The sequence below is a fragment of the Streptomyces sp. NPDC051987 genome (assembly GCF_040680735.1).
In the GTDB taxonomy this organism is placed as follows: domain Bacteria; phylum Actinomycetota; class Actinomycetes; order Streptomycetales; family Streptomycetaceae; genus Streptomyces.
The window spans coordinates 213,340-235,571 of record NZ_JBFAXI010000001.1 but is presented as its reverse complement, the minus strand read 5'-3'; the positions used below and the strand labels follow the sequence as shown (position 1 = coordinate 235,571).

At 73.6% G+C, this 22,232-nt stretch carries 18 protein-coding genes; 10 read left to right on the top strand and 8 right to left on the bottom strand.

Annotated features, from left to right (window positions below; all coding sequences use genetic code 11):
• Positions 1-96: 96 nt before the first annotated feature.
• Positions 97-900 carry a polyphosphate kinase 2 gene (gene ppk2 / locus AB0M11_RS01025; RefSeq protein ID WP_365699928.1) on the bottom strand — a complete coding sequence of 268 codons (804 nt, stop codon included), beginning with the start codon at positions 898-900 and terminating at the stop codon, positions 97-99.
• A 487-nt stretch (positions 901-1,387) separates the two neighbouring features.
• Here ppk2 and AB0M11_RS01020 point away from each other — a divergent pair, with 487 nt between their 5' ends.
• From AB0M11_RS01020 to AB0M11_RS01005, 4 genes are all read left to right on the top strand, one after another.
• The gene (locus AB0M11_RS01020; protein WP_365699926.1) at positions 1,388-1,828 is read left to right on the top strand and encodes a pyridoxamine 5'-phosphate oxidase family protein; all 441 of its coding nucleotides are present in this window, start codon (positions 1,388-1,390) and stop codon (positions 1,826-1,828) included.
• Between the two features lie 191 nt (positions 1,829-2,019).
• Complete coding sequence (locus AB0M11_RS01015) at positions 2,020-3,747, top strand: GAF domain-containing sensor histidine kinase (protein WP_365699924.1); 1,728 nt, start codon at positions 2,020-2,022, stop codon at positions 3,745-3,747.
• A gap of 158 nt (positions 3,748-3,905) precedes the next feature.
• Positions 3,906-4,595 (top strand): CBS domain-containing protein, encoded by a 690-nt coding sequence (locus tag AB0M11_RS01010; RefSeq protein WP_365699922.1) that lies wholly within the window; start codon positions 3,906-3,908, stop codon positions 4,593-4,595.
• 52 nt (positions 4,596-4,647) lie between these two features.
• Positions 4,648-5,250, top strand: coding sequence for a hypothetical protein (locus AB0M11_RS01005; RefSeq protein WP_365699920.1), 603 nt, complete (start codon positions 4,648-4,650; stop codon positions 5,248-5,250).
• Positions 5,251-5,305: 55 nt separating this feature from the next.
• Here AB0M11_RS01005 and AB0M11_RS01000 read toward each other — a convergent pair whose 3' ends face one another.
• Positions 5,306-5,701: a nuclear transport factor 2 family protein gene (locus AB0M11_RS01000; RefSeq protein WP_365699968.1), complete on the bottom strand. Its 396-nt coding sequence runs from the start codon at positions 5,699-5,701 to the stop codon at positions 5,306-5,308.
• A 63-nt stretch (positions 5,702-5,764) separates the two neighbouring features.
• On the opposite strand from AB0M11_RS01000, the gene AB0M11_RS00995 reads away from it, so the two are divergent.
• The 3 genes from AB0M11_RS00995 (at position 5,765) to AB0M11_RS00985 (ending at position 10,370) form a co-directional block, all read left to right on the top strand.
• Positions 5,765-6,343: a PadR family transcriptional regulator gene (locus AB0M11_RS00995; protein ID WP_365699918.1), complete on the top strand. Its 579-nt coding sequence runs from the start codon at positions 5,765-5,767 to the stop codon at positions 6,341-6,343.
• A 99-nt stretch (positions 6,344-6,442) separates the two neighbouring features.
• Positions 6,443-7,903: an ornithine decarboxylase gene (locus AB0M11_RS00990; RefSeq protein WP_365699916.1), complete on the top strand. Its 1,461-nt coding sequence runs from the start codon at positions 6,443-6,445 to the stop codon at positions 7,901-7,903.
• Between the two features lie 163 nt (positions 7,904-8,066).
• A complete protein-coding gene (locus AB0M11_RS00985) occupies positions 8,067-10,370 on the top strand; it encodes a catalase (protein ID WP_365699914.1) in 2,304 nt (767 codons plus the stop codon).
• 58 nt (positions 10,371-10,428) lie between these two features.
• On the opposite strand, the gene AB0M11_RS00980 is transcribed toward AB0M11_RS00985, so the two are convergent.
• From AB0M11_RS00980 to AB0M11_RS00965, 4 genes are all read right to left on the bottom strand, one after another.
• Positions 10,429-11,505, bottom strand: coding sequence for an NlpC/P60 family protein (locus AB0M11_RS00980; RefSeq protein WP_365699966.1), 1,077 nt, complete (start codon positions 11,503-11,505; stop codon positions 10,429-10,431).
• 148 nt (positions 11,506-11,653) lie between these two features.
• Positions 11,654-12,136 (bottom strand): RNA polymerase sigma factor, encoded by a 483-nt coding sequence (locus tag AB0M11_RS00975; RefSeq protein ID WP_365699964.1) that lies wholly within the window; start codon positions 12,134-12,136, stop codon positions 11,654-11,656.
• A gap of 121 nt (positions 12,137-12,257) precedes the next feature.
• On the bottom strand, positions 12,258-12,923 hold the full coding sequence (locus tag AB0M11_RS00970; protein WP_365699912.1) for a M15 family metallopeptidase: 666 nt from the start codon (positions 12,921-12,923) through the stop codon (positions 12,258-12,260).
• A 151-nt stretch (positions 12,924-13,074) separates the two neighbouring features.
• Positions 13,075-16,122, bottom strand: coding sequence for a BTAD domain-containing putative transcriptional regulator (locus AB0M11_RS00965; protein WP_365699910.1), 3,048 nt, complete (start codon positions 16,120-16,122; stop codon positions 13,075-13,077).
• A 398-nt stretch (positions 16,123-16,520) separates the two neighbouring features.
• Here AB0M11_RS00965 and AB0M11_RS00960 point away from each other — a divergent pair, with 398 nt between their 5' ends.
• The 3 genes from AB0M11_RS00960 (at position 16,521) to AB0M11_RS00950 (ending at position 20,251) form a co-directional block, all read left to right on the top strand.
• Positions 16,521-17,456: a hypothetical protein gene (locus AB0M11_RS00960; RefSeq protein WP_365699908.1), complete on the top strand. Its 936-nt coding sequence runs from the start codon at positions 16,521-16,523 to the stop codon at positions 17,454-17,456.
• Between the two features lie 89 nt (positions 17,457-17,545).
• Positions 17,546-18,001, top strand: a complete 456-nt coding sequence (locus AB0M11_RS00955) for a hypothetical protein (RefSeq protein WP_365699906.1) — start codon at positions 17,546-17,548, stop codon at positions 17,999-18,001.
• Between the two features lie 201 nt (positions 18,002-18,202).
• Positions 18,203-20,251: a phosphocholine-specific phospholipase C gene (locus tag AB0M11_RS00950; protein ID WP_365699904.1), complete on the top strand. Its 2,049-nt coding sequence runs from the start codon at positions 18,203-18,205 to the stop codon at positions 20,249-20,251.
• Positions 20,252-20,342: 91 nt separating this feature from the next.
• Here AB0M11_RS00950 and AB0M11_RS00945 read toward each other — a convergent pair whose 3' ends face one another.
• Together AB0M11_RS00945 and AB0M11_RS00940 are read right to left on the bottom strand one after the other, a co-directional pair.
• The gene (locus AB0M11_RS00945; protein ID WP_365699902.1) at positions 20,343-21,275 is read right to left on the bottom strand and encodes a hypothetical protein; all 933 of its coding nucleotides are present in this window, start codon (positions 21,273-21,275) and stop codon (positions 20,343-20,345) included.
• On the bottom strand, positions 21,272-22,066 hold the full coding sequence (locus AB0M11_RS00940) for a phosphatase PAP2 family protein (RefSeq protein ID WP_365699900.1): 795 nt from the start codon (positions 22,064-22,066) through the stop codon (positions 21,272-21,274). The genes AB0M11_RS00945 and AB0M11_RS00940 overlap by 4 nt, the downstream gene beginning before the upstream one ends.
• Positions 22,067-22,232 lie beyond the last annotated feature (166 nt).

The window sequence follows — 22,232 nt, the reverse complement described above, 5'->3', positions numbered from 1 at the left end:
TCGCCAGGTGATCCCGGAGATCATCATGGCAGCCGCCGGGTCACCGCCACCGCGCCCCCCGGCGTGCCGACGGCCGCCGTCGCGGTGACCGGCTGTTCAGAGGCTCGACGCGTGGTCCGGGACGTAGGTCTGCAGGTCCCGCGGCGGGCGCTCGTAGCCGGTCGACGGCGGCCGCTTCGGGAGCTCCAGCACCGGCGGCGGCACGTCGTGGTACGGCACGGTCGACAGCAGGTGGGCCATCATGTTCAGCCGGGCCCGGCGCTTGTCGTCGCTCTCCACGATGTACCAGGGCGCCTCGGTGATGTCGGTGTGCACCAGCATCTCGTCCTTGGCCCGGGAATAGGCCTCCCAGTGGGTGATCGACTCCAGGTCCATCGGGGAGAGCTTCCAGCGCCGCAGCGGGTCGTCGAGGCGCTTGCGGAACCGGTCCTGCTGCTCGGTGTCGCTCACCGAGAACCAGTACTTGCGCAGCAGGATCCCGGACTCCACCAGCATCCGCTCGAAGATCGGGCAGTGCCGGAGGAAGAGCTGGTACTCCTCCTTCGTGCAGAAGCCCATCACGTGCTCGACGCCGGCCCGGTTGTACCACGACCGGTCGAACAGCACGAGCTCCCCGGCCGCCGGCAGATGCTCCGCGTACCGCTGGAAGTACCACTGGGTGCGCTCGCGCTCGGTGGGCTTCGGCAGCGCCGCGATCCGCGCGATGCGCGGATTGAGGTGCTCGGTCACCCGCTTGATCGTGCCGCCCTTGCCGGCCGCGTCCCGCCCCTCGAAGATCACGACCAGGCGCGCCCCCGTGGCCCGGACCCACTCCTGCAGTTTCACCAGCTCGGTCTGCAGCCGCAGCAGCTCCGCCTCGTACGCCTTGCGCGGCAGCTCCGCCGCCTTCTTGCCGGCCATGCCGCCTCCACCCGCCCGCTGACTGGCCCACGGGGCCGTCCCCTGTCCAAGGTCGAACACCAGGACGCCACCGTACTGGCCGACGGGTGACCACGCACCTGGGCACGCACCAATGTGCCGCCAACTGCCCGGCGAACGGCCAGATCCCGCGCCGGTTGGCGGATGGCCGAGGGGCGGTGTGTGTCGTGCGGCCGGGCAGGGGCCCGGCGTCCGCCCCGGTGAGTTCTGGCGAGTTCCGGGGAGCCGGGGGCCCGTCCGGCGGTCCGGATGGGGCCGGACGGCCCAAGCGCACCCGAGCGGGCCCGGTCAAGCTGGATCCGCGACCAGGCTCCGGCGCCGCGGCGGCCGAGGAGGGTGGGTGACGACATGGCGGTCCTCGCCCCGGCCACCGGCACCGGCGGCCGTCGCCCCGGTACGGCCCGGACGGGCCGTCGCCCACCCCCCGAAGGCCACCGACCACAGAACGGTGTGAGAGACGAGACGGCCGATGTATGCCAACGACGGATTCCGTGAACTAGACCGGCGCGAGTGCCTGAGGCTGCTCTCCGGGGTGCCGGTCGGGCGTATCGTCCACACCCGCGGGGCCCTGCCGGCCGTGCTGCCGGTCAACTTCGGGCTCGGGCCCGGGGGAGCGGTGGTCCTGCGCACGTCCGAGGCCTCGGAGCTGGTCCGGGCCATCGACGGTGCCGTGGTCGCCTTCGAGGCCGACGAGGTGGACGCCGTCGCGCACGCCGGCTGGAGCGTCGTGGTGACCGGCCGCGCGAGCGTGGTCGACGACCCCGGCGAACACGCGAGGCTGCTCCGCGACGGCCCCAGGTCGTGGGCGCCGTCCCCGCGGGAGGTCTTCGTCCGCATCGAGCCCGAGCTGGTCACCGGACGCGAACTGGTCGGCGGCCGCAGCCGGTACGGCCTGGACCCCGTCTCCTGACGGCCGCGCGCCGGCGGCCGGCGCACCGGTGCCGGACGGTTCGTGCCGGACCGGGTCCGCGGCCCGCCCGGCCCTCCCGCCGGAGCGGCGGTGACTTGCCCGATCGGGGTGCCCGAAGCGGCCGGCTCCCACTACCGTGGGCTCTGACCGGACCTGCCGGTTTACACGTCGACGGGGTCGGGAGGAGTGCGGTGGAGAGCCACGAGGCGGCCCGGGTGCGGTTGCCCCACCTCAGGCTGGACGAGCTGCTGGAGGAGTTGCAGGCCCGGCTGGACGCGGCGCGTGGCACTCGGGACCGGGTGCACAGCCTGCTGGAGGCGGTGCTCTCGGTCGGCCGGGAGCTGGACCTGGAGCAGGCTCTGCACAGCATCGTGGAGGCGGCGGCGGTGCTCGTGGACGCCGAGTACGCGGCCCTCGGGGTGATCGGGCCCGACGGCAGGCGGCTGTCGGCCTTCCACACGGTGGGCGTCAGCGAGGAGCAGATCGCCCGGATCGGTCCCTTCCCGGAGGGGCACGGGATCCTCGGTGAGCTGATCCGCCACCCCGAACCGCTGCGCCTGGTCAAGCTGTCGGAGCACCCGGCGTCGTACGGGTTCCCGCCGAACCATCCGCCGATGAACACCTTCCTCGGGGTGCCGATCCGGGTGCGTGACCAGGTGTTCGGCAACCTCTACCTGACCGAGAAGCGGGGCGGGGCGCAGTTCGACGAGGAGGACGTGTCGGTGACGTCCACGCTGGCCGTCGCGGCCGGTGTGGCGATCGACAACGCCCGCATGTACGAGGAGTCACGGCTGCGCGAGCGCTGGCTGCGGGCGAGCGCGGAGATCACCAACAGCCTGATGTCCGGCAGCGCGAGCGGTGAGGCCCTCGGGCTGATCGCCGAGCACGCCCGGGAGATCACCGGGTCGGCGCTGGCGGCTGTCGCGACCCCGGTGGAGGACTCCGAGTCGCTGGCGGTGGAGATCGCGGTGGGCACGGACGCGGACGCTCACCGGGGGCTGGTGCTGCCGCTGGACCGGACGTTGATGGGCCTGGCCTTCTCCAAGGGCGCGGCGGTGACCACCGCGGACGTCGTGCACGACGAGCGGGTCTCGCCCGAGCCGCCGCGTTTCAGCGGACTCGGGCCGGCGGTGGCGATCCCCATCGGCACGGGTGAGGCGGGGGTGCGGGGCGTGGTGCTGCTGGCCCGGGAGGCCGGCGGTCCGCTGTTCACCGCGAAGGAGACCGAGCCGCTCGCGGTGTTCGCGGCGCAGGCGGCGCTCGCGATGGAGCTGGCGCAGCGGCGGCGGGACGCCGAGGAGATCGCGGTGCTCAAGGACCGCGACCGGATCGCCCGGGACCTGCACGACCTGGCGATCCAGCGGCTGTTCGCGACGGGCATGACCCTGCAGAGCGCGGGGCGTTTCATCGAGCATGCCGAGGCGTCCGAGCGGGTGCTGCGGGCGGTGGACGACCTCGACGAGACCATCAAGATCATCAGGTCGACCATCTTCGGACTGCGGGCGCGTGAGGGCGGGGCCGGCACGGGGTTGCGGGCGCGCGCGGTGCGGGTGGCGGGCGAGGCGGCCGGGGCGCTCGGCTTCGCGCCGAGTGTGCGGATGGAGGGGCTGATCGACACCGACGTGCCCAAGGAGATCGCCGATCACGCGGTCGCCGTGCTCTCGGAGGCCCTGACGAACGTCGCCCGGCACGCGCGCGCCGACCGCGCGGAGGTGGTGCTGGCCACCGACGGCCGGGAGCTGGTCGTCACGGTCCGGGACAACGGGGTGGGCATCGCGCCCGAGGGCCGTCGCAGCGGGCTGCGGAACATGGCCGAGCGGGCCGAGGAACTCGGCGGCCGGCTGGAGTGGGACTGCCCGGCGGCCGCGGAGGGCGGTGGCACGACGCTGGTGTGGCGGGTGCCGGTGGGGGAGCCGTAGCGTCAAAGCTACCGGCGCTGCCCGACGCGCGCCCGCCGCCCGGCCCGGCGTGGGGCGGACAGGACCGGGAGAACGGGACCGTTCGGCCCATGCCCTCGGGGCTCGGATGACCGACTCTGAGGGTGTCGGCCCACGGCAGCCGAACCCTGGAGGTCGCCATGACCGGCACCCCGCACATCGTGAACGACGTCATGACCCACACCGTCCTCGCCCTGCGCCACGGCGCGCCCTTCAAGGACATCGTGAAGGCCATGCAGCGGTGGCAGGTGAGCGCGGCACCCGTCCTCGACGACGACGGCCGGGTCGTCGGCGTCGTCTCGGAGGCCGACCTGCTGCGCAAGGAGCAGGCCCGCGGTGACGCCCTCGGCGGTCCGCCCGGGGCCGACCGCGCCAAGGCGACGGCGATGACCGCCGGCGAGCTGATGACCGTACCGGCCGTCACCGTCCACCCCGAGGCCACGTTGCCCGAGGCGGCGCGCACGATGGCCCGGCACGGGGTGAAACGCCTGCCGGTGATCGACGCGGAGGGCCTGCTGCGGGGCGTCGTCAGCCGTGCCGACCTGCTGAAGGTGTTCCTGCGGGACGACGAGGACATCGCCGAGGAGATCCGGCGCGACATCGTGCCGCACCTCTTCCCCGGCCCCGCCGGACCGGTGCGGGTGCGGGTCCGCGACGGTGTCGTCACGCTCACCGGCCGGGTCTCGGACACCGCGCTGATCCCGGTGGCCGCCGGGTGGGTGCGGGGCGTGGACGGCGTGGTCGCCGTGGACTGCGCCCTCGCCGGTCCGCCCCGCCGCCCCGACCTCGATCCCGATCTTCCCGACCCGGAGCACGTCCCGCCGGCCTGAGGCCGCTTGCCCGCGGCCGGACGTCCCGGATCCCGGAAGGAGGCGCCGGACCATGACCAGGATGCGTCGCGCACCCGTGACCGGCAGACCGTTCTGGCGCTGGCGGCGCAATCCGCTGCGCCGCCCCAGCGACGTCGTGGAGGCCTGGATCGTGCTCGCCGTCTGGACCGTGGCCCTCCTCGGCGGGCTGCTCGCCGGCGCGGCGGCCGGCGCGGCCGTGCACCGCGACTTCGCCGAGCGGCGCGCCGCCGTCCACCCGGTGTCGGCCCGGCTGACCGAGAACGCGGCGGCCGGCTCGCCCGTCCTCACCGGCTACGACGTGGGCAAGTCGTGGGTCACGGTGCGCTGGACGGACGCGGCCGGCGCCACCCGTACCGGCCTGGCCAAGGCCCTGCCCACGGCGAGGGCGGGCAGCAGGGTGCAGGTCTGGGTGAATGCTGCCGAACGGCCCGTCGCGGCGCCCCCGAGCCGGGCCGAGGCCGCCTGCGAGTCCCTGGCGACCGCCGTCCTCGTGAGCCCGCTCGTCGCGACCGCGGTGTGGGGCGGCGGCTGGCTGGTCCGCCGTCGGCTGATGCACCGCCGCCTCGACGAATGGGACGCGGAATGGCGGCGGATCGGGCCCCAGTGGCGCAACTTCAGCGGGGGCAAGGGATGACGGGGGCAAGGGATGACGGGGCGGCGCGGAAGCCGCTGCCGCGGCACCCCGGCGGTCACCGCGCGGCGGCGGCCTCCTGGGCGATCTGCTCGAAGCGGGCGCCCATGGCCTCCGACAGCGCCTGCGCGGCCGACAGCGGGCGGACCATCACCGTGAACTCGTCGATCCTGCCGTCCTCGTCGAAGTGCAGGAAGTCGCAGCCCTGGAGTTCCTTCCCGGCGACCGTCGCCGTGAACACGAAGGCGTGGTCGCGGCCGTCCGGGTTCGCGATCTCCCGTACGTAGGCGAAGTCCTCGAACACCTGCGACACCGCGCGCAGGATCGCGGCCGTGATCGCCTTGCCGGGATACGGCTTGAAGGCGACCGGGCTGGTGAAGACGACGTCGTCGGCGAGCAGCGCGGCCACGGCGTCCATGTCGCCGTTCTCGACGGCCTCACGGAAAGGGTGCACGGCCTGCATGGGGAACCACCTACCTATTCAAAAAGTTGACTAGGCGGATGCTAGCGTGAACCCATGGCTCTACGGAACGCGGTGATGGCCGCCCTGCTGGCGGGCGAGGCCTCCGGGTACGACCTCGCCAAGGGGTTCGACGCGACGGTCGCCAACTTCTGGACGGCGACGCCGCAGCAGCTCTACCGCGAACTGGAGCGCATGCAGGCCGAGGGGCTGGTCACCGCCCGCGTCGTCGAGCAGGAGCGCCGTCCCACCAAACGGCTGTTCTCCCTCACCCCGGCCGGCCGTGCCGCCGTACGCGCCTATACGGCCCAACCCCCGGCCCGCCCCTCCGTGGTCCGGGACGAGCTGCTGGTCAAGGTGCAGTGCGCGGACGCCGGCGACCTCGACGCGGTGCGCGCCGCCGTCGCCGAGCGCATGGAGTGGGCCACCGCCAAGCTGGCCCGCTACGAGCGGATCCGGCAGCGGTTGCTCGCCGGCCGCTCGGAGGAGGCGTACTTCGCCGAGGCCGAGCGCGTCGGCCCGTACCTCACCCTGCTGCGCGGGATGTCCTTCGAGCGCGAGAACCTCCAGTGGGGCGACCTGGTCCTGCGCAGACTCCAGCAGCGAGCGGCTGCCCGTAGTCAACAAGGTGACTGATCCTCCAGCCGGGTGTTTCGACCTCGGCACCCGGTGCACACGGTCGGTGTACCCGGCGGGGCGCGGACCGCCGGGCGAGGCACCCACCTGGGAGGAACGATGGACCACTCACGGGCACCCGTACTGGAGGCGCTGCAGGAGTTCCGGCGCCGTGGCGACATCGCCTACGGTCCGCCCGGCCACAAACAGGGCCGCGGTGCCGACCCCCGGGTCGCGGAGGTCGTCGGTCTCGACGTGTTCCGCTCCGACGTGCTGACCCTCAACGGCCTCGACGACCGCCGCCAGTCCCAAGGGGTGCTCAGCCAGGCCCAGGAGCTGATGGCGGACGCCGTCGGCGCCGAACGGGCGTTCTTCTCCACCTGCGGCAGCTCCCTGTCGGTCAAGACCGCCATGCTGGCCGTGGCCGGCCCCGGCGAGAAGCTGCTGGTCTCCCGCAACGCGCACAAGTCGGTGGTCGCCGCCCTCATCGTCAGCGGGGTCGAACCCGTCTGGGTCCACCCCAGGTTCGACGGCGAGCGGCACCTGGCCCATCCGCCGGAGGCGGACGACGTACGCGCCCGGCTGCGCGAGCACCCGGACGCCAAGGGCATGCTGCTGATCACCCCCACGGACTGGGGCAGCTGCGCCGACATCCGTGCCGTGGCCCAAGCCTGCCACGACGCCGACGTACCCCTCATCGTCGACGAGGCGTGGGGCGCGGTGTTCCCCTTCCACCCCGGGCTGCCGCCGTGGGGCATGGACGCCGACGCGGACCTCGTGGTCACCAGCGTCCACAAGACCGGCGGCGCCATCGAGCAGAGTTCGGTCTTCCACCTCCAGTTCGACCGGGTCTCGCCCGAGGTGCTCAAGCAGCGCGAGGACCTGCTCGGCACCACCAGCGCCTCGTCCCTCGTGTACGCCACCCTCGACGGCTGGCGCCGCCAGATGGTCGAGCGCGGCCACGACCTGCTGGACGACGCGCTGCACCGCGCCGAACGGATCCGCACCCGGGCCGGAGAACTCCCGGGCCTGCGGCCGATGGGCCAGGAGATCGTGCAGGAGGGACTGGCCGGCTCCTTCGACCCGCTGAAGATCGTGATCGACGTCCGCGAACTCGGCATCAGCGGCATGCAGGCGGCCGAATGGCTGCGGACCCACCGGCACGTGGACGTCGGCGGCTCGGACACCTGCCGGTTCAGCGCCTCCCTCACCTACGCCGACGACGACGAGACGGAGAAGACCCTCCTCGACGCCCTGCACGCCCTGGTCGAGCACGCCGGCTCCGTCCAACACCAGGAGTGGGTGGAGGTGCCCGAGCCGGCCGCGCTGGAGCTGGAGCAGGCCATGCTGCCGCGGGAGGCCTTCTTCGCCGAGGCCGAGCACGTGCCCGCGGAGCGGGCGGTGGGCCGGATCGCCGCGGAGATGATCAGCCCCTACCCGCCGGGCGTGCCCGTGATCGCCCCCGGCGAGGTGATCACCGAGGAGATCCTCGACTACCTGCGCAGCGGCGCCGACCACGGCGTGCTCATCCCGGACGCCTCCGACCCGTCGGTGCGCGAGGTGCGCGTGGTACGGCGCTGAGCCCCCCGCCGCCGTCGGGACGACGTGATCCGACCGCGAATCCGTGCCTGGACCCGGGCCGTCCGGGTACGCGGGCGTAGCCGGTTCAGGGGGGTTGTCCGCGCTCGGAGAAACAGCGGGCCGCCACGCACGGCGGCCTGCCAGACGCGAAGGAATGGTACCGATGGGCGAGACCAATCCCCTCAAGCGAGCGGCAGACAAGGTCGCCGACACCGTCCGGGGCGACCGCCCGGGACCCGCCGACGGCATTCCGGGCAAGCCGGGCCCCGAATCGCCCGCGGTCGCGGAACCGACCGAGCCGCGTGACCCGCTGCCCCCGAAGCCGGACCAGAGCGGCCCGGACACCTACTCGCCGACCGGACAGCCGACCGGCGCCGACCAGGCCCGGATGGCACAGGCGGAGCCCTACCTGACCGACGCCCAGGGCAACCGCCGCCACGACACCGACCACTCGCTCAAGGCGGGGCCGCGCGGTCCCGTCCTGCTGCAGGACCACCACCTGCGCGAGAAGGTCATGCACTTCGACCACGAACGGATCCCGGAGCGCGTGGTGCACGCCCGCGGCGCCGGCGCGCACGGTGTCTTCCGCAGCTACGGCACCGCGGCCACGGTCACCAAGGCCGCGTTCCTCGCCGCCGAGGTCGAGACCCCGGTCTTCGTGCGGTTCTCCACCGTGCTCGGGTCCAGGGGCTCCTCCGACACCGTCCGCGACACCCGCGGCTTCGCGACCAAGTTCTACACCAGCGAGGGCGTCTTCGACCTGGTCGGCAACAACATGCCGGTCTTCTTCATCCAGGACGGGATCAAGTTCCCGGACGTCATCCACGCCGGCAAACCCCACCCGGACCGGGAGATCCCGCAGGCGCAGAGCGCCCACGACACCTTCTGGGACTTCGTCACCCTGCACACCGAGGCCACCCACCACACCCTGTGGAACATGTCCGACCGGGGCATCCCGCGGTCGTACCGCACCATGGAGGGCTTCGGCGTCCACACCTTCCGCCTGGTCGCCGCCGACGGCACGACCACGCTGGTGAAGTTCCACTGGAAGCCGAAGCTCGGCGTGCACTCGCTGGTGTGGGAGGAGGCGCAGATCGCAGGCGGCGTCGACCCCGACTTCCACCGCCGGGACCTGGCCGACGCGATCGAGGCCGGCGCCTTCCCGCAGTGGGAGTTCGGCATCCAGACCTTCCCCGACACCCCGGACCAGACCTTCGAGGGCATCGACCTGCTGGACCCGACCAACCTCGTCCCCGAGGAACTCGCCCCGGTCCAGCCGATCGGACTGCTCACCCTCGACCGCAACCCGTCCAACTACTTCGCCGAGACCGAGCAGGTCGCCTTCCACGTCGGCCACCTCGTCCCCGGCATCGACGTCACCGACGACCCGCTGCTCGCCGGCCGCCTCTTCTCCTACCTCGACACCCAGATCACCCGACTCGGCGGCCCCAACTTCGCCCAGCTGCCGATCAACCGGACGCACGCCCCCGTCAACGACATGCTGCGCGACGGCATGCACCAGACGGCGGTCCACCGGGGCGTCGCCCCCTACCGGCCCAACTCCCTCGACGGCGGCTGCCCGTTCGCACCGGGCGCGGACCTCGGCGCGTACGTCGAGACGCCCGTCCCGGTACCGGAGTCCCACAAGACCCGGCAGCCGCCGGAGACGTTCGCCGACCACTTCAGCCAGCCGCGCCGGTTCTGGCTCAGCATGAGCCCGGTGGAGCGCGAGCACATCATCGGCGCCTACACCTTCGAACTCGGCAAGTGCTACGAACAGGCCGTCAAGGAACGCGGACTGCAGGTGCTCGCCAACATCGACCCGGAGCTGTGCGCCCAGGTCGCGGCCGGCCTCGGGCTGCCCGCGCCGCAGCCGACCGTGCCGCTCGCCGACGTCGAGCCCAGCCCCGCCCTGTCCCAGGTCGGGCGGACCTGGCCCACCGACGGGCGGGTCATCGGCATCGTCGCCGGCCCGGACGGCGACCTCGACGGCGTGCACGCCGTGCGCGAGGCCGTGGTCCAGGCGGGCATGGTGCCCCTGGTCGTCGCCCCGGCCGGCGGCCTGCTCAACGGCACCGGCGACCACGGCGGCGGGAACGGTGACGGCGCGGTGCCGGTCCAGCGCACCTACGCCACCGCCCGGTCCGTGGAGTTCGACGCCCTCCTGATCGCCGGCGCACCGGGGCTCGGCACCGACGCGTACGGCGCCCGGGACGCCAAGGCCGGTACGGCGAACGGACAGGGGCCCACCCATGACCCGCGGGTGGCGCTGCTGCTGAACGAGACCTTCCGGCACGGCAAGGCGATCGGCGGCTGGAAGGGTGCCGAGGCCGCCCTGGAAGCGGCCGGTGTGCCCGCCGACGCGGCCGGTGTGGTGGTCGGGGACAGCGGCACGGCGACGCTGCAGCAGGTCGTCGCCCTGCTGGGCGAGCACCGCGTCTGGGAGCGCTTCCCCGCCGAGGTGTGAACCGACCGCGACGGTGCGGGTGCCCGGCCCCGGGGACGGGGCCGGGCACCCGGGGCGGTCAGCATGTGGCCACGCCCGGCAGCCAGTCCGGGCCCTTGATGTAGATGTTGGTCAGCCACGCGCCGTTGGTCAGCTTGGACCAGGCGTCGTTGACGTACCCTTCGGCGGTGACCCGCTGGGCGTGCGTCTGGCAGACCACGTTGACCGTCGTCGGCTGGGCGAAGTAGTCCACGACACCGGCGTTCACGTTCGGCTCGGTGTGCGTGCGCACGCCCGTGCCCCAGGTCTGGAACGCCGTGCTGCCCCCGCTCGGCGGCGTCGGGTCGTCACCGCCGCAGTCCGGGATGCCGGGCAGCTCGGCCGGGCCCTTGATGTAGATGTTGGTCATCCAGGAGCCGTCGGCCAGCTTGGCCCAGATGTCGTTGGTGTAGCCCTCCGCGTTCACCTCCTCCGCGTGCTCCTGGCACTGGACGGAGACCTGGGTCGGGCCGGCGAAGGTGTCGACGACCGAGGCGTGCACGCTCGGCGTGGAGTGCGTGTGCACGCCCGTGCCCCAGGTCTGGAACGTCGAACCGCCGTCGGCCGGCGGCGGCACCGGCGTGCCCGACGGGTTGACGCGGATCGCGCCCGCGTAGTCGCCGCCCGTGCGGACCGGGGTGACCCGGATGTGGGTGCCCGACTCGTACGCCTCGACCATCTGCCCCGCGCCCAGGTACATGGCGACGTGGTGGACGTACCCGCTGCCCCAGAACATCAGGTCGCCGGGGACCAGCGGGGCGGTGCCCTGGGCCGCCGAGAACCGGGCCGAGGCCTGCGGGCTGTGGAACTGGTCGTCGGCCGTGCCGCTCAGCAGGTCGCTGCCGGTCGCCCGGTAGTACGCGTACCGCATCAGGCCCGAACAGTCGAAACCCATGCGCTCGTTGTCGTGCAGGCTGTCCGGGTCGGAGCCGTCGTAGTAGCCGTACGTGGCCCCGGGCGTGGCGCCGTGGCCGCCGCCCCAGCTGTACCAGACGCCGATCTGGGAGCAGGCCGCCTGGACGGCGGCCTGCGCGGTGGCCGAGGCGCCGGAGGCCAGCACACCGCAGGTGGTGTCCTGGGCCGCGGCGTGCGCGGTGACGGGGAGCAGCGGGGCCATCGCGAGGGCCGCGACCGCCGCGAGGGTCCTGGCTGACGTGGTGAGGTTCAACGTGCACATCCTTCGTCGACGTGGAGCCGGGTGCGGGGGTCGGACGTGTCCGACCGGGCGCCGCGTCCCACCCCCGTGGGGACGCGGCACCCGGAGATCAGCCGGCCAGCGCCGCGCGCATCTTGGCCAGCGCCCGCATCCGGTTGCGCTGGACGGTGCCGCGATGGGCGCCGAGCCGTTCCCCGGCCGTGTCGTGCGTGAACCCCTCCAGGTCGACGAGGATCACCGCGGCCGCCTCCTTCGGCGAGAGCACACTGAGCAGCGCGAGGGCGGTGGCCGACGCCTCGTACGTGCCGAGCCCGCCGTCCCAGCCGGCCTCGGGCAGCCGGTCGGTGGTGCGCTCCCGGCGGGAGGGGTGCAGCCAGGAGTCGCGCAGCAGGTTCATCGCGACCGTGCAGGTGTAGGCGTACGGATGCTGCTGGGGCGTCAGGTTCCGGTCCCGCGCCCGCCGGGACAGCCGCAGGTAGGTCTCCTGGAGGAGGTCGTCGGCGTCGTGCGGGTTGCCGGTCAGGGCCAGCAGCCGTCGGCGCAGTCTGGGCATGTGGGCGGTGAAGGAGGCGTCGAAGTCCCCCGGGCTCATGGACGCGGAAGCGGCGTCCGCATCGCCGCGCGGGTCCTGCGGACACGCGCTGCCGTGGCTTTCCATGGTCGTCCCCCGTCGTTCGGTCGTGTTCGCTGGTGAGAAGGGTCCGGTCCGCCGGTCACCGGCGCCGGGCCGGTGCGCCGGCGGGGCCGTAGCGGGCCGCCGGCGCACCGGTCAGCAGGGCCCAGTACCGGTCGCCGTAGGACCAGTGCCACCATTCGGTGGGGTAGTTGACGAAGCCGGCCGTGGTCAGCGCCCGGCTCATCAGCGCCCGGTGGGCGCGCGACTCGGCACCGATGTCCGGTGCCCCGGTACGGCAGGCGCCCGCGCTCTCCTCCGGGGTGGCGTTGACCTCCGTGCCCAGCGGCAGTTCGGTGCCGTCGGCGGTGCACAAGGTCAGGTCCACCGCCCCGCCGCTCACGTGCGGGGCCACCTCCGGCGGCGAGATGTACGCGCTGGCCAGCTCGCGGATCCGGTCCGGACCGGCGTCGGGGTGAGCCGTGCGCAGGGTCGCCGCGTACTGCGCGAAGTACCGGCGCTGCAGGGCGGGCGGCCGGTACCCCTCGACCACCAGGAACCGGATCCCGTCCGGCAGCAGCGCCTGCGCCTCAAGCAGCCGGCGCAGCGCCCCGAGGCGCAGGTGAGCGTAGCTGCCGTCGGCGTCGGCCTGGCGGTGGTCGATCCGCAGGCCGGGTGCGTCCCGCAGGTCGACCAGCGGTTCACCGCACTCCTGCTCGGCGATCGCGGCGACCCGGGAGTCGGAGAGCGTGATGATGTCCGTCACGCAGAACAGCGTGCCCGGGTCCCCTGCACATGCTCTGCAGCTTCCCTGCAAGCGCGTCACCAGGCCTTCTGCAGCGGCGATCCGTCCCGAGCCGCCCGCGAGGCCGGGACACGGCCACGGCATCCCGCCGCCCGCGTGGCTCGGCCTGCGGTTACGGCCGCTCGTCGGTCGCGTGCTCCCACGCCTCCCGCGCGCCCACCGACCGGAAGATTTCCAGCGCCTCCGCCCGCGCCGCTCGTGCCCGCTCCCCCTCGCCGGCCGCCGACCACACCGCGGCCAGGTCCCACACCGTGCGGGCCCGCCACAACGGGAGTTCCAGCTCCGTCCAGAGAGCGGCCGCCAGTTCCAGCGGCTCCCGGGCCCCGGCGGTGTCCCCCGTCGCCAGCCGCAGCTCCCCGAGCGTGCGCAGCACCAGCGCCTCCCCGAAGCGGTCCTGCCGCTCCCGGGCCACCACCAGGCAGCGCGCCAGCCGCGCCCCGGCCCGCGTCGTCCGGCCGGTGCGCAACTCCACCTTGGCCAGCGCCTGTTCCGTGTACATCACGCCGAAGGTGTCGTGCAGGCCGGTGAAGACCTCCAGCGCGTCGAGGAGCCGCCGTTCGGCGTCCTGGTACCGTCCCTCGGCCCGGTCGCAGAGGGCGAGCGAGCGCAACGTGAGCCCTTCGCCGTGCAGGTCGGCGGCGGTGCGGTAGAGCGCGAGGGCCCCGGCCAGCGCCTCCCGGGCGAGCGGGACACGGCCCTGCTCACGGTGCACATAGCCGATGCCGTACCGGACGCCCGCCCGGGCATGGACGTCACCCTCGTCGCCGAACCGCTCCAGGGCGGCCTCCAGCAGCTCCAACGCCTCAGAGTAACGGGCCTGTTCACGACGGGCGGTGCCCATCCCGGCCAGAGCCACGGCCGCACCGTCCGGCACCCGCTCCCCGAACAGCCGCAGCGCGTCCGCGAAGTACCCGTACGAGTCCTCGAACCGGTCCTGCTCGTAGCGGAGCTGGCCCAGCCCGGCGAGCAGCCAGGCCTCGCCCTCCACGTCCCCGCCGCGCCGCACCGCCGCCATGGCCGCCGTGTGCGCCCGGGACCAGGCGTCGAACTGGTTGTACAGCGCGGCCGAACTCGCTATCAGCGCCCCGGCGAGATCGCGGGCGGTGCGCGCCATGCCGTGGTCGGCGCAGTGCGTCACGGCGGCCAGCAGCCCGGCCTGCTCGGCCGCGAACCAGGCCGCGGGCCGGGCGAGGAGCGCCGCCTCGGTCTCCGGGTCGAGCGGGCGGACGGCGGCCGGTTCGGGAAAGTGGCGGGCCGCGCCGCCGGGGCCCCGGGCGGCGGCCTTGCGGGCCAGGTCCAGCCAACTCGCGGCCAGCCGCAGCACCGCGGCGGCGCGGTCCTCGGCGCTCTCCTCGACGAGACAGCGCTCGCGGGCGTGTTCGCGGGCGAGGTCGTGGATGCGGTACCGCGGCAGGCCGGTGCCGTCCACGCCGATCACGTCGATGAAGTGGCAGTCCACCAGCCGCTCGACGGCCTCCTCGGCCTCCTCCGTCCCTATGGCCAGCAGGGGAGCGGCGATCCAGGCCGCGAAGTCGGGCAGTTCCAGCAGGGCGAGGCGGCGCAGGGCCCGGCGTTCCTGCGGGTTCAGGTCGGCGTAGCCGAGCTCCAGGCTGGCCCGCAGTTCCAGGTCTCCGGCGCTGAGTTCGTTGAGCCGGCGGCGCTCGTCGCGCAGCCGTCCGGCGAGCCGGCCCGGCGCCCAGTGCGGGCGGGCGGCGAGCCGAGCACCGGCGATGCGCACCGCGAGCGGCAGCCGCCCGCACAGGGCGACGATCTCGGCGGCCCGCTCCGGCTCGGCCCCGGTCCGCCCCGCGCCGGCCACCCGGCGCAGCAGGTCGAGGGCCTCCGCCTCGTCCGGCACGGCGAGGTCCAGATGGGCGGCGCCCTCCAGTGCCACCAGCCTGCGGCGGCTGGTGATCAGCACCGCGGAGCCGGGACCCGGCGGGAGCAGGGGCCGCAGGTGCGCCTCACCGGCCGCGTTGTCCAGGACGATCAGGGCCCGCCGGGGCCCGATGTGCGTGCGGTACAGGCCGGTCAGCTCGGCCACGCCGGAGGGCAGCGTGTCCGGGTCGACCCCCATCGCCCGCAGCAGCCGGGCCAGCGCGTCCGCGGGGTCCAGCGGGGTGGCGTCGGAGGCCCGCAGGTCCACGAAGAGCCGGCCGTCCGGGAAGAGGTCGGCGGTGCGGTGGCCGACGTGCACGGCGAGGGCCGTCTTGCCGATGCCGGAGCGTCCGGAGATCACCCCGATGGGCGGCGCGGTCCGGCCGGGGTCGCCGACGCCCCGCAACAGCTCGGTCGCCCACCTGACCTGGTCCGCCCGGCCCACGAAGTCGGCGATGTCGGGCGGGAGATGGGAGGGCGCGGGACGGGGGCGCCCGTTTCGGGGCGCGGGCACCGGCCGGGCGGCCCGCCCGCTCCCCAGCACGCCGGTGTCGTGGGTGAGGACCGCCTGGTGCACCGCCCGCAGCTCCGGTCCCGGGTCGATGCCCAGCTCGTCGCGGAGCGCCGCGCGGCCCTCCTGGTAGACACGCAGTGCGTCGGAGACCCGGCCGGTGCGGAACAGGGCGGTCATCAGCTGGCCGCGCGGCCGCTCCCGCAGCGGATGCGCGGCCACGTGGGCCAGCAGCGGCGCGATGGTGCCGTCCGCCCGGTCCAGCTCCAGCGCCAGCCCGAAGGACTCCTCCTGGGCGACCAGCCGCAGCTCCGCGAGCCGGGCCGCCTCGATCCGGGCGAACGACTGGCCGAGCCCCTCCAGCGCCTCCCGGCCCCGCCACAGCCCCAGCGCCTCGGCGAGCGCCTCGGCGGCCTCCTCCGTGCGCCCCAGGGACCGACTGGTCGTGAGGAGGTCCTCGAAGCGGCGGGCGTCGACCCGGTCCGGGGCCAGCTCGGCGACGTAGCCCGGCGGCCGGGTGCGGATCACCTCGGCGATGCCGACCCGGGCCAGGGCCCGGCGTACGGCGGAGACATGGGTGGCGACCAGGGCGCCCGCGGTGGCCGGCGCCTCCTCGTCCCACACGAAGTCCACCAGCCGCTCGGTGGAGATGACCTCGCCCAGGTGGACGACGAGGGCCGCGAGGACGGCCAGCGGCCGGGAGCCGCCGAGGGGAGCCCGCCTGCCCCCTTCCCAGACCTCCACCGGGCCGAGCAGACGCACTTCGAACATCGGTCCCCGATCGCCGCCCCGCGAATGCCGACAACGATATCGGCGGCCACCGTCAGGGCAGGCCGACGGCCGGGCCGTCGTGTCCGGATCCCGTCCGCCCGTTCGGCCGGACCGAGCCGCCACGGCGCCCGGTGGGCCGAACGGCACCCGGTCCGCCGGCGCCGTGGGAACCGCTCTCCCCTCTGCCGCAGTTGGCCGGATTCTGCGGTTGGCCACAGCGGCCCCTGTGCGGGAGACGGATGCCGGCCGGCTCTCGTATGACCGCGCGCCCCGATCCGTCACCGGAGCCGCCAACGCTCGCGATCCACCGCGACGGCAGGTCATACGAACGGGCCGCCGAGAGCGTCAACGGCCCGTAAGCACACCGCCGTTCGCGCTACGCACAGGGAGCCGTTCCGATGAAGCGCACCGCCGTCCGCCGAAGGGCCGCACAGCTGAGCGCCGTCGCAGCCGTGGCCGCGCTCACCCTCACCGGCTGCGCCCGGGGGTCCGGCGGCGGCCCGTCCCCCGCCGCCGCGCACCGGGTCCGCGACCTCACCTACGCGGAGGACCTGCGGGTCTCCGACGCCGAACAGCGCCTGGTCGCCCGGTGCATGGCCCGCCACGGGTTCCGCTACTGGACGGACCCCCCGCTGAGCCTGACCGAGAGCAGGCCGCTCGGCTACGTCCAGGACGACGTGCGCTGGGCCCGCGCCCACGGATACGGCAGCCGGATCACCGCGAAGGAGGACCGCGCCCGGCTGCACAACCCCAACAGCGCCTACCGCAAGGGCCTCACCGCCGCCCGGCGGGCCGCGTACGACACCGCCCTCGACGGCGGCCGGCAGGCCGAACTGCTGCGCACCGACATCCCGGGCGGGGGCCGGGTCAGCAAGCAGACCGGCGGCTGCGACGGCGAGGCGGAGCGGCGGCTGTACGGCGACCCGGCGACCTGGTTCCGGCTCGACACCACCGCGAGCAACCTGCGCCCGCTCTACGTCGGCAAGCTTCTGCACGACCCGCGCTTCACCGCCGCCGTGCACGCCTGGTCCGCCTGCATGCGGCGGGCCGGCCACCCCTACCACGACCCGGACGCGGCCCGGCAGGCCACCCGGGAGCACCCCGCGCTCCGGACCCGGGCCGAGGAGGCCAGGGACTTCGCCGCCGAGGTCCGGATCGCGGTCGCCGACGCCACCTGCGCCCGCGAGGTCTCCCTCAGGTCCGTGGGCCAGGACCGCGAGGCCCACTACCTGGCCCAGCTGGACGGCGAGTACGGCGCCCGGCTGGACGCCTACCGGCAGGTGCGCCTCAAGGCGCTGGAGCGTGCCGAGCGGATCGTGCCCGCTCGCACCTGACACCTGCCGCCACCCCATGAACCCCGCGGCGACCGCCGCGGCCCCCCTCCCACACCGACCGCCTCCGACGAGGCAGAACGGGACTCATCATGCGCAAAACGACCCTCGCCCTCACCACCCTGGCGCTCGCGGCCGTCGGCTTCGCCGTGCCGGCGAACGCGCACGCCTCCGCCGGCTGCAACGCGGCCTGGCCCGGCCGCGACGGCAACGTGCGGGCCTGGCGCGACTGGGACTGCGCGGGCGGCCTGCTGGGCGTCTCCGCGGGCAACGACGCCAACTGGGCCGACAACTCCGGCGGGTTCCAGGGCGTCGGCAACGTCGCCTCCTCCGTGATGAACAGCGGCTATGTCGGCGGCAAGGACGTCGTCGCGTTCTACTACTACGCCAACTACTCGGGCGGCTACGGCTGCCTGAAGCCGGGCGAGCTCTACGTGGACGACCTCACCCGCGACCACTTCACCGACGGCAACAACATGAACGACAACATCCTGTCCCACCAGTGGGTGACGGCGAGCGCCTGCGCCGCGGGTTCCTTCATCAGCTGAGGCACCGGGCCGGCCGCGGTCACCGCCCCCGCCGCGGCCGGCTCCTCCCGCTCACCGATTACCCACCTCGCGTACCGCCGACTTTCACATCCGCGCCACCTGACCCTTCCCTGACGTTCGATGCCCTTGGAACACTCGCACCCGCGCACAATCCGCCCTGTTCCGGCCCACCCGTGCGTCAGGATGAGAGGTCGCTCACCCATGCCCGAAGTCAACCGGCGCCGATTCCTCCAACTCGCGGGCGCCACCACGGCGTTCACCGCGCTGTCCAGCAGCATCCAGCGCGCCGCCGCGCTGCCCGCGAACCACCGCACCGGGTCGATCCAGGACGTCGAGCACATCGTCGTCCTGATGCAGGAGAACCGTTCGTTCGACCACTACTTCGGCACCCTCAGCGGCGTCCGCGGCTTCGGCGACCCGCGGTCGGTCACCCAGAACAACAAGTCCGTGTGGAAGCAGTCGGACGGCACGAAGGACATCCTGCCCTTCCACCCGGACGCCGACGACCTTGGCCTCGCCTTCCTCCAGGACCTCCCGCACGGCTGGAACGACACGCACACCGCGGTCGGCGGCGGCAAGTACGACAAGTGGGTGCCGGCCAAGGGCGCCACGACCATGGCGTTCCTGAACCGGGACGACATCCCGTTCCACTACGCCCTCGCCGACGCCTTCACCATCTGCGACGCCTACCACTGCTCGTTCATGGGCTCCACCGACCCGAACCGCTACTACATGTGGACGGGGTACACGGGCAACGACGGCCAGGGTGGCGGCCCGGTCCTCGGCAACGACGAGGCCGGCTACAGCTGGACGACGTACCCGGAGCGCCTGGAGAAGGCCGGCGTCTCCTGGAAGATCTACCAGGACGTCGGCGACGGCCTGGACGCGGCCGGCGGCTGGGGCTGGATCCAGGACGCCTACCGCGGCAACTACGGCGACAACTCGCTGCTGTACTTCAAGCAGTACCAGAACGCCCAGCCCGGCGACCCGCTGTACGACAAGGCCCGCACCGGCACCGACGCGACCAAGGGCGAGGGCTTCTTCGACCGGCTGAAGGCCGACGTCAAGGCCGGCGAGCTGCCGCAGATCTCCTGGGTGGTCGCTCCCGAGGCCTTCACCGAGCACCCCAACTGGCCCGCCAACTACGGCGCCTGGTACGTCTCCCAGGTCCTCGACGCGCTCACCGCCGACCCGAAGGTGTGGGCGAAGACGGCCCTGTTCATCACCTACGACGAGAACGACGGCTTCTTCGACCACCTGATCCCGCCGTTCCCGCCGTCCTCCGCCGCGCAGGGCAAGTCCACGGTCGACCCGAGCCTGGACCTCTTCGCCGGCAACGCCGCGCACCCCGCCGGCGCCTACGGCCTCGGCCAGCGCGTCCCGATGCTCGTCGTCTCCCCGTGGAGCAAGGGCGGCTACGTCTGCTCCGAGACGCTCGACCACACCTCGATCATCCGGTTCATGGAGGCCCGCTTCGGCGTCCACGAGCCCAACATCTCGCCCTGGCGGCGCACCGTCAGCGGCGACCTGACCTCGGCCTTCGACTTCTCCCGCAAGGACACCAAGCCGGTCGCGCTGCCGTCCACGGACGGCTACCGGCCGCCGGACGGCAACCGCCACCCGGACTATGTGCCCACCCCGCCCGCGCACCCGGCGCTGCCGAAGCAGGAGCGCGGCTCGCGGCCCACCCGGCCGCTCAAGTACGCCCCGTCGGTGGACGGTTCGCTGGACGCGGCGGCAGGCAAGTTCACGCTCACGTTCGCGTCGGGCGCGCAGGCCGGTGCCGCCTTCCTGGTCACCTCCAACAGCCGCGGCGACGGGCCGTGGAGCTACACGACCGAGGCCGGCAAGTCCGTCGCCGACACCTGGAACACGGTGTACTCGGGCGGGGCGTACGACCTGACCGTGCACGGCCCGAACGGCTTCCTGCGCACCTTCCAGGGGCCCGGCAAGGTGGCGGGTCCCGAGGTCACCGCCCGGCCGCACGGCGACGACATCGAGCTGACCTTCACCAACAGGGGCAGCGGTACGGTGAAGCTTGCGGTGGCCGACGGGTACGGCGGGCGGGGGCGCACGTTCACGGTGCGTGCCGGGGCCGTCGTGACGCACATCGTGCACCTCAACCACAGCGAGCGGTGGTACGACCTGACGGTCACGTCGGAGGCGGACGCGAGCTTCGTGCGGCGGTTCGCCGGGCATGTGGAGAACGGGAAGCCCGGGGTGAGCGACCCGGCGATCATCACGGTGTGAGACTGCGCGCAAGGGGCGTGGGGGACTGCTGCCGGGCGGCTGCGGGTGGTTCGCGGCTGGTCGCGCAGTTCCCCGCGCCCCTTCGGGGCGCTCAGAGAGCCGTCAGTTTCTTCCGTTCCGTCGGCTGGTGGGGGAGCAGGGTGGGGTCAAGCGCCAGGAGTGCTGCGACCGGGTGTTCGTCGTCCGGTTCGGTGACCGGTGCCGGTGGTGTCACGCGGGTCAGCAGGACCACACCCCAGGAGGCGAGGCCCGCGCCGGTCAGGGCGAGCAGGATGCCCCAGGCGCCGTCCTGGAGGCCCTGGCCGAGCAGGGTCAGGCCGATGACCGCGGCCGCGAGCGGGTTGGCGAGGGTGACCATCGCCAGGGGGGCGCCCAGGCCACCGCGGTAGGCGGTCTGGGAGAGCAGCAGGCCGCCGACCGCGAACGCGGCCACCAGCAGGGCCACCACGATCACCTCGGCGCTCAGGACCGGGCCCGAGCGGTCGGTGGCCGCCACCGTCACCGTCTGGGTGAGGGCCGACGCCACGCCCGAGGCGAAGCCGGACGCGGTGGCGTGGCGCAGGCCCGGCCGGGTGCCGGGGCGGGAGAGGACGCCGATGAGGGCGGCCGTCGTACCGGCGACGGCGAGCGCCTCGGTGAGGCTCAGTACCTGGTGGGGCGCCGGACCCGAGGCCGTGACGAGGAGGGCGCCCAGGCCGAGCAGGGTGAGGCCGGTGCCCCGCCACTCCGTCGCGGTGACCCGGCGGCCGGCCGCCCGCGCGCCCATCGGCACGGCCGCGACCAGAGTGAGTGCGCCCAGGGGCTGGACGAGGGTCAGCGGACCGTACTTGAGGGCGACGACGTGCAGCAGGGCGGCGCCGGCGTTCAGGCCCACCGCCGCCCACCAGGCGCCGCTGCCGAGCAGCCGCAGCAGACCGGTGGCGGAGGTCCTGGCCGCGAGTCGTTCCTGGGCGACGGCGGCGGCCGCGTAGGCCACGGCGGAGACCAGCGACAGCGCGACGGCGACGACGGCAGCGGTGCTCATCGGCCCGCCCCCGCCAACGCGGGCTCCTCGGCGACGAGATGCCGGGTGCCGCGTCCGGCCGTGGTGGTCGTGCGGTGAGGCGGGTGGATGAGGGCGAGGGCGGCGCCGAGCATCGCGGTGGCGACGACCGCGTCCAGCCAGTAGTGGTTCGCGGTGCCGACGATCACCAGCAGGGTGATCGCGGGGTGCAGCAGCCACAGCCAGCGCAGGCGGGAGCGGGTGGCGACGATCAGGCCGATCGCCACCATCAGGGCCCAGCCGAAGTGCAGCGAGGGCATCGCCGCGAACTGGTTGGAGAGGTGGTCGCTGTTCGGCGGGCCGTAGACCGAGGGTCCGTAGATGCGGGCGGTGTCGACCAGGCCGCTCGCGGCCAGCATCCGGGGCGGCGCCAGCGGGAAGGTGAAGGGCAGCACCAGGGCGGCCGCGGTCACCAGGGCGAGGACCCGGCGGGCCCAGACGTAGTGCGCGGGGCGCTTCAGGTAGAGCCAGACCAGGAAGGCCAGCGTGGCCGGGAAATGAACCGTGGCGTAGTAGGTGTTGGCCAGGTGGACGAGGGTGTCGCCGTGCAGCAGTGCGGACTGCACGTCGACCTCCGAGGGCAGGTGCAGCGTCCGTTCCAGGTCCCAGATCCGATGGGCGTTGTGCGAGGCCTCGGCGGTATGGCCGGTGGCCAGCTGGCGCCCGAACTTGTAGACGAGGAAGAGCCCTGCGACGAGCAGGAGCTCACGGACGAGCGGTGGCCGGGCTATCGCGCCCGGCTCCGCCGCGGCAGGCTCGGACTGGGATCTCATCCCAGGCCCCCTCACTGACGGTGGTGCTGTGCGAGTGCCGGACGGTGGCCCGGACTCTTCGATACGGAAGCGTACCGATACGCCACTGTACCGATACGGTCGAGTACCGGTACAGTGGCGTATCGATAGACGTAGGCCACACTGGTTGTAGGTTTCCGCGTCGGCC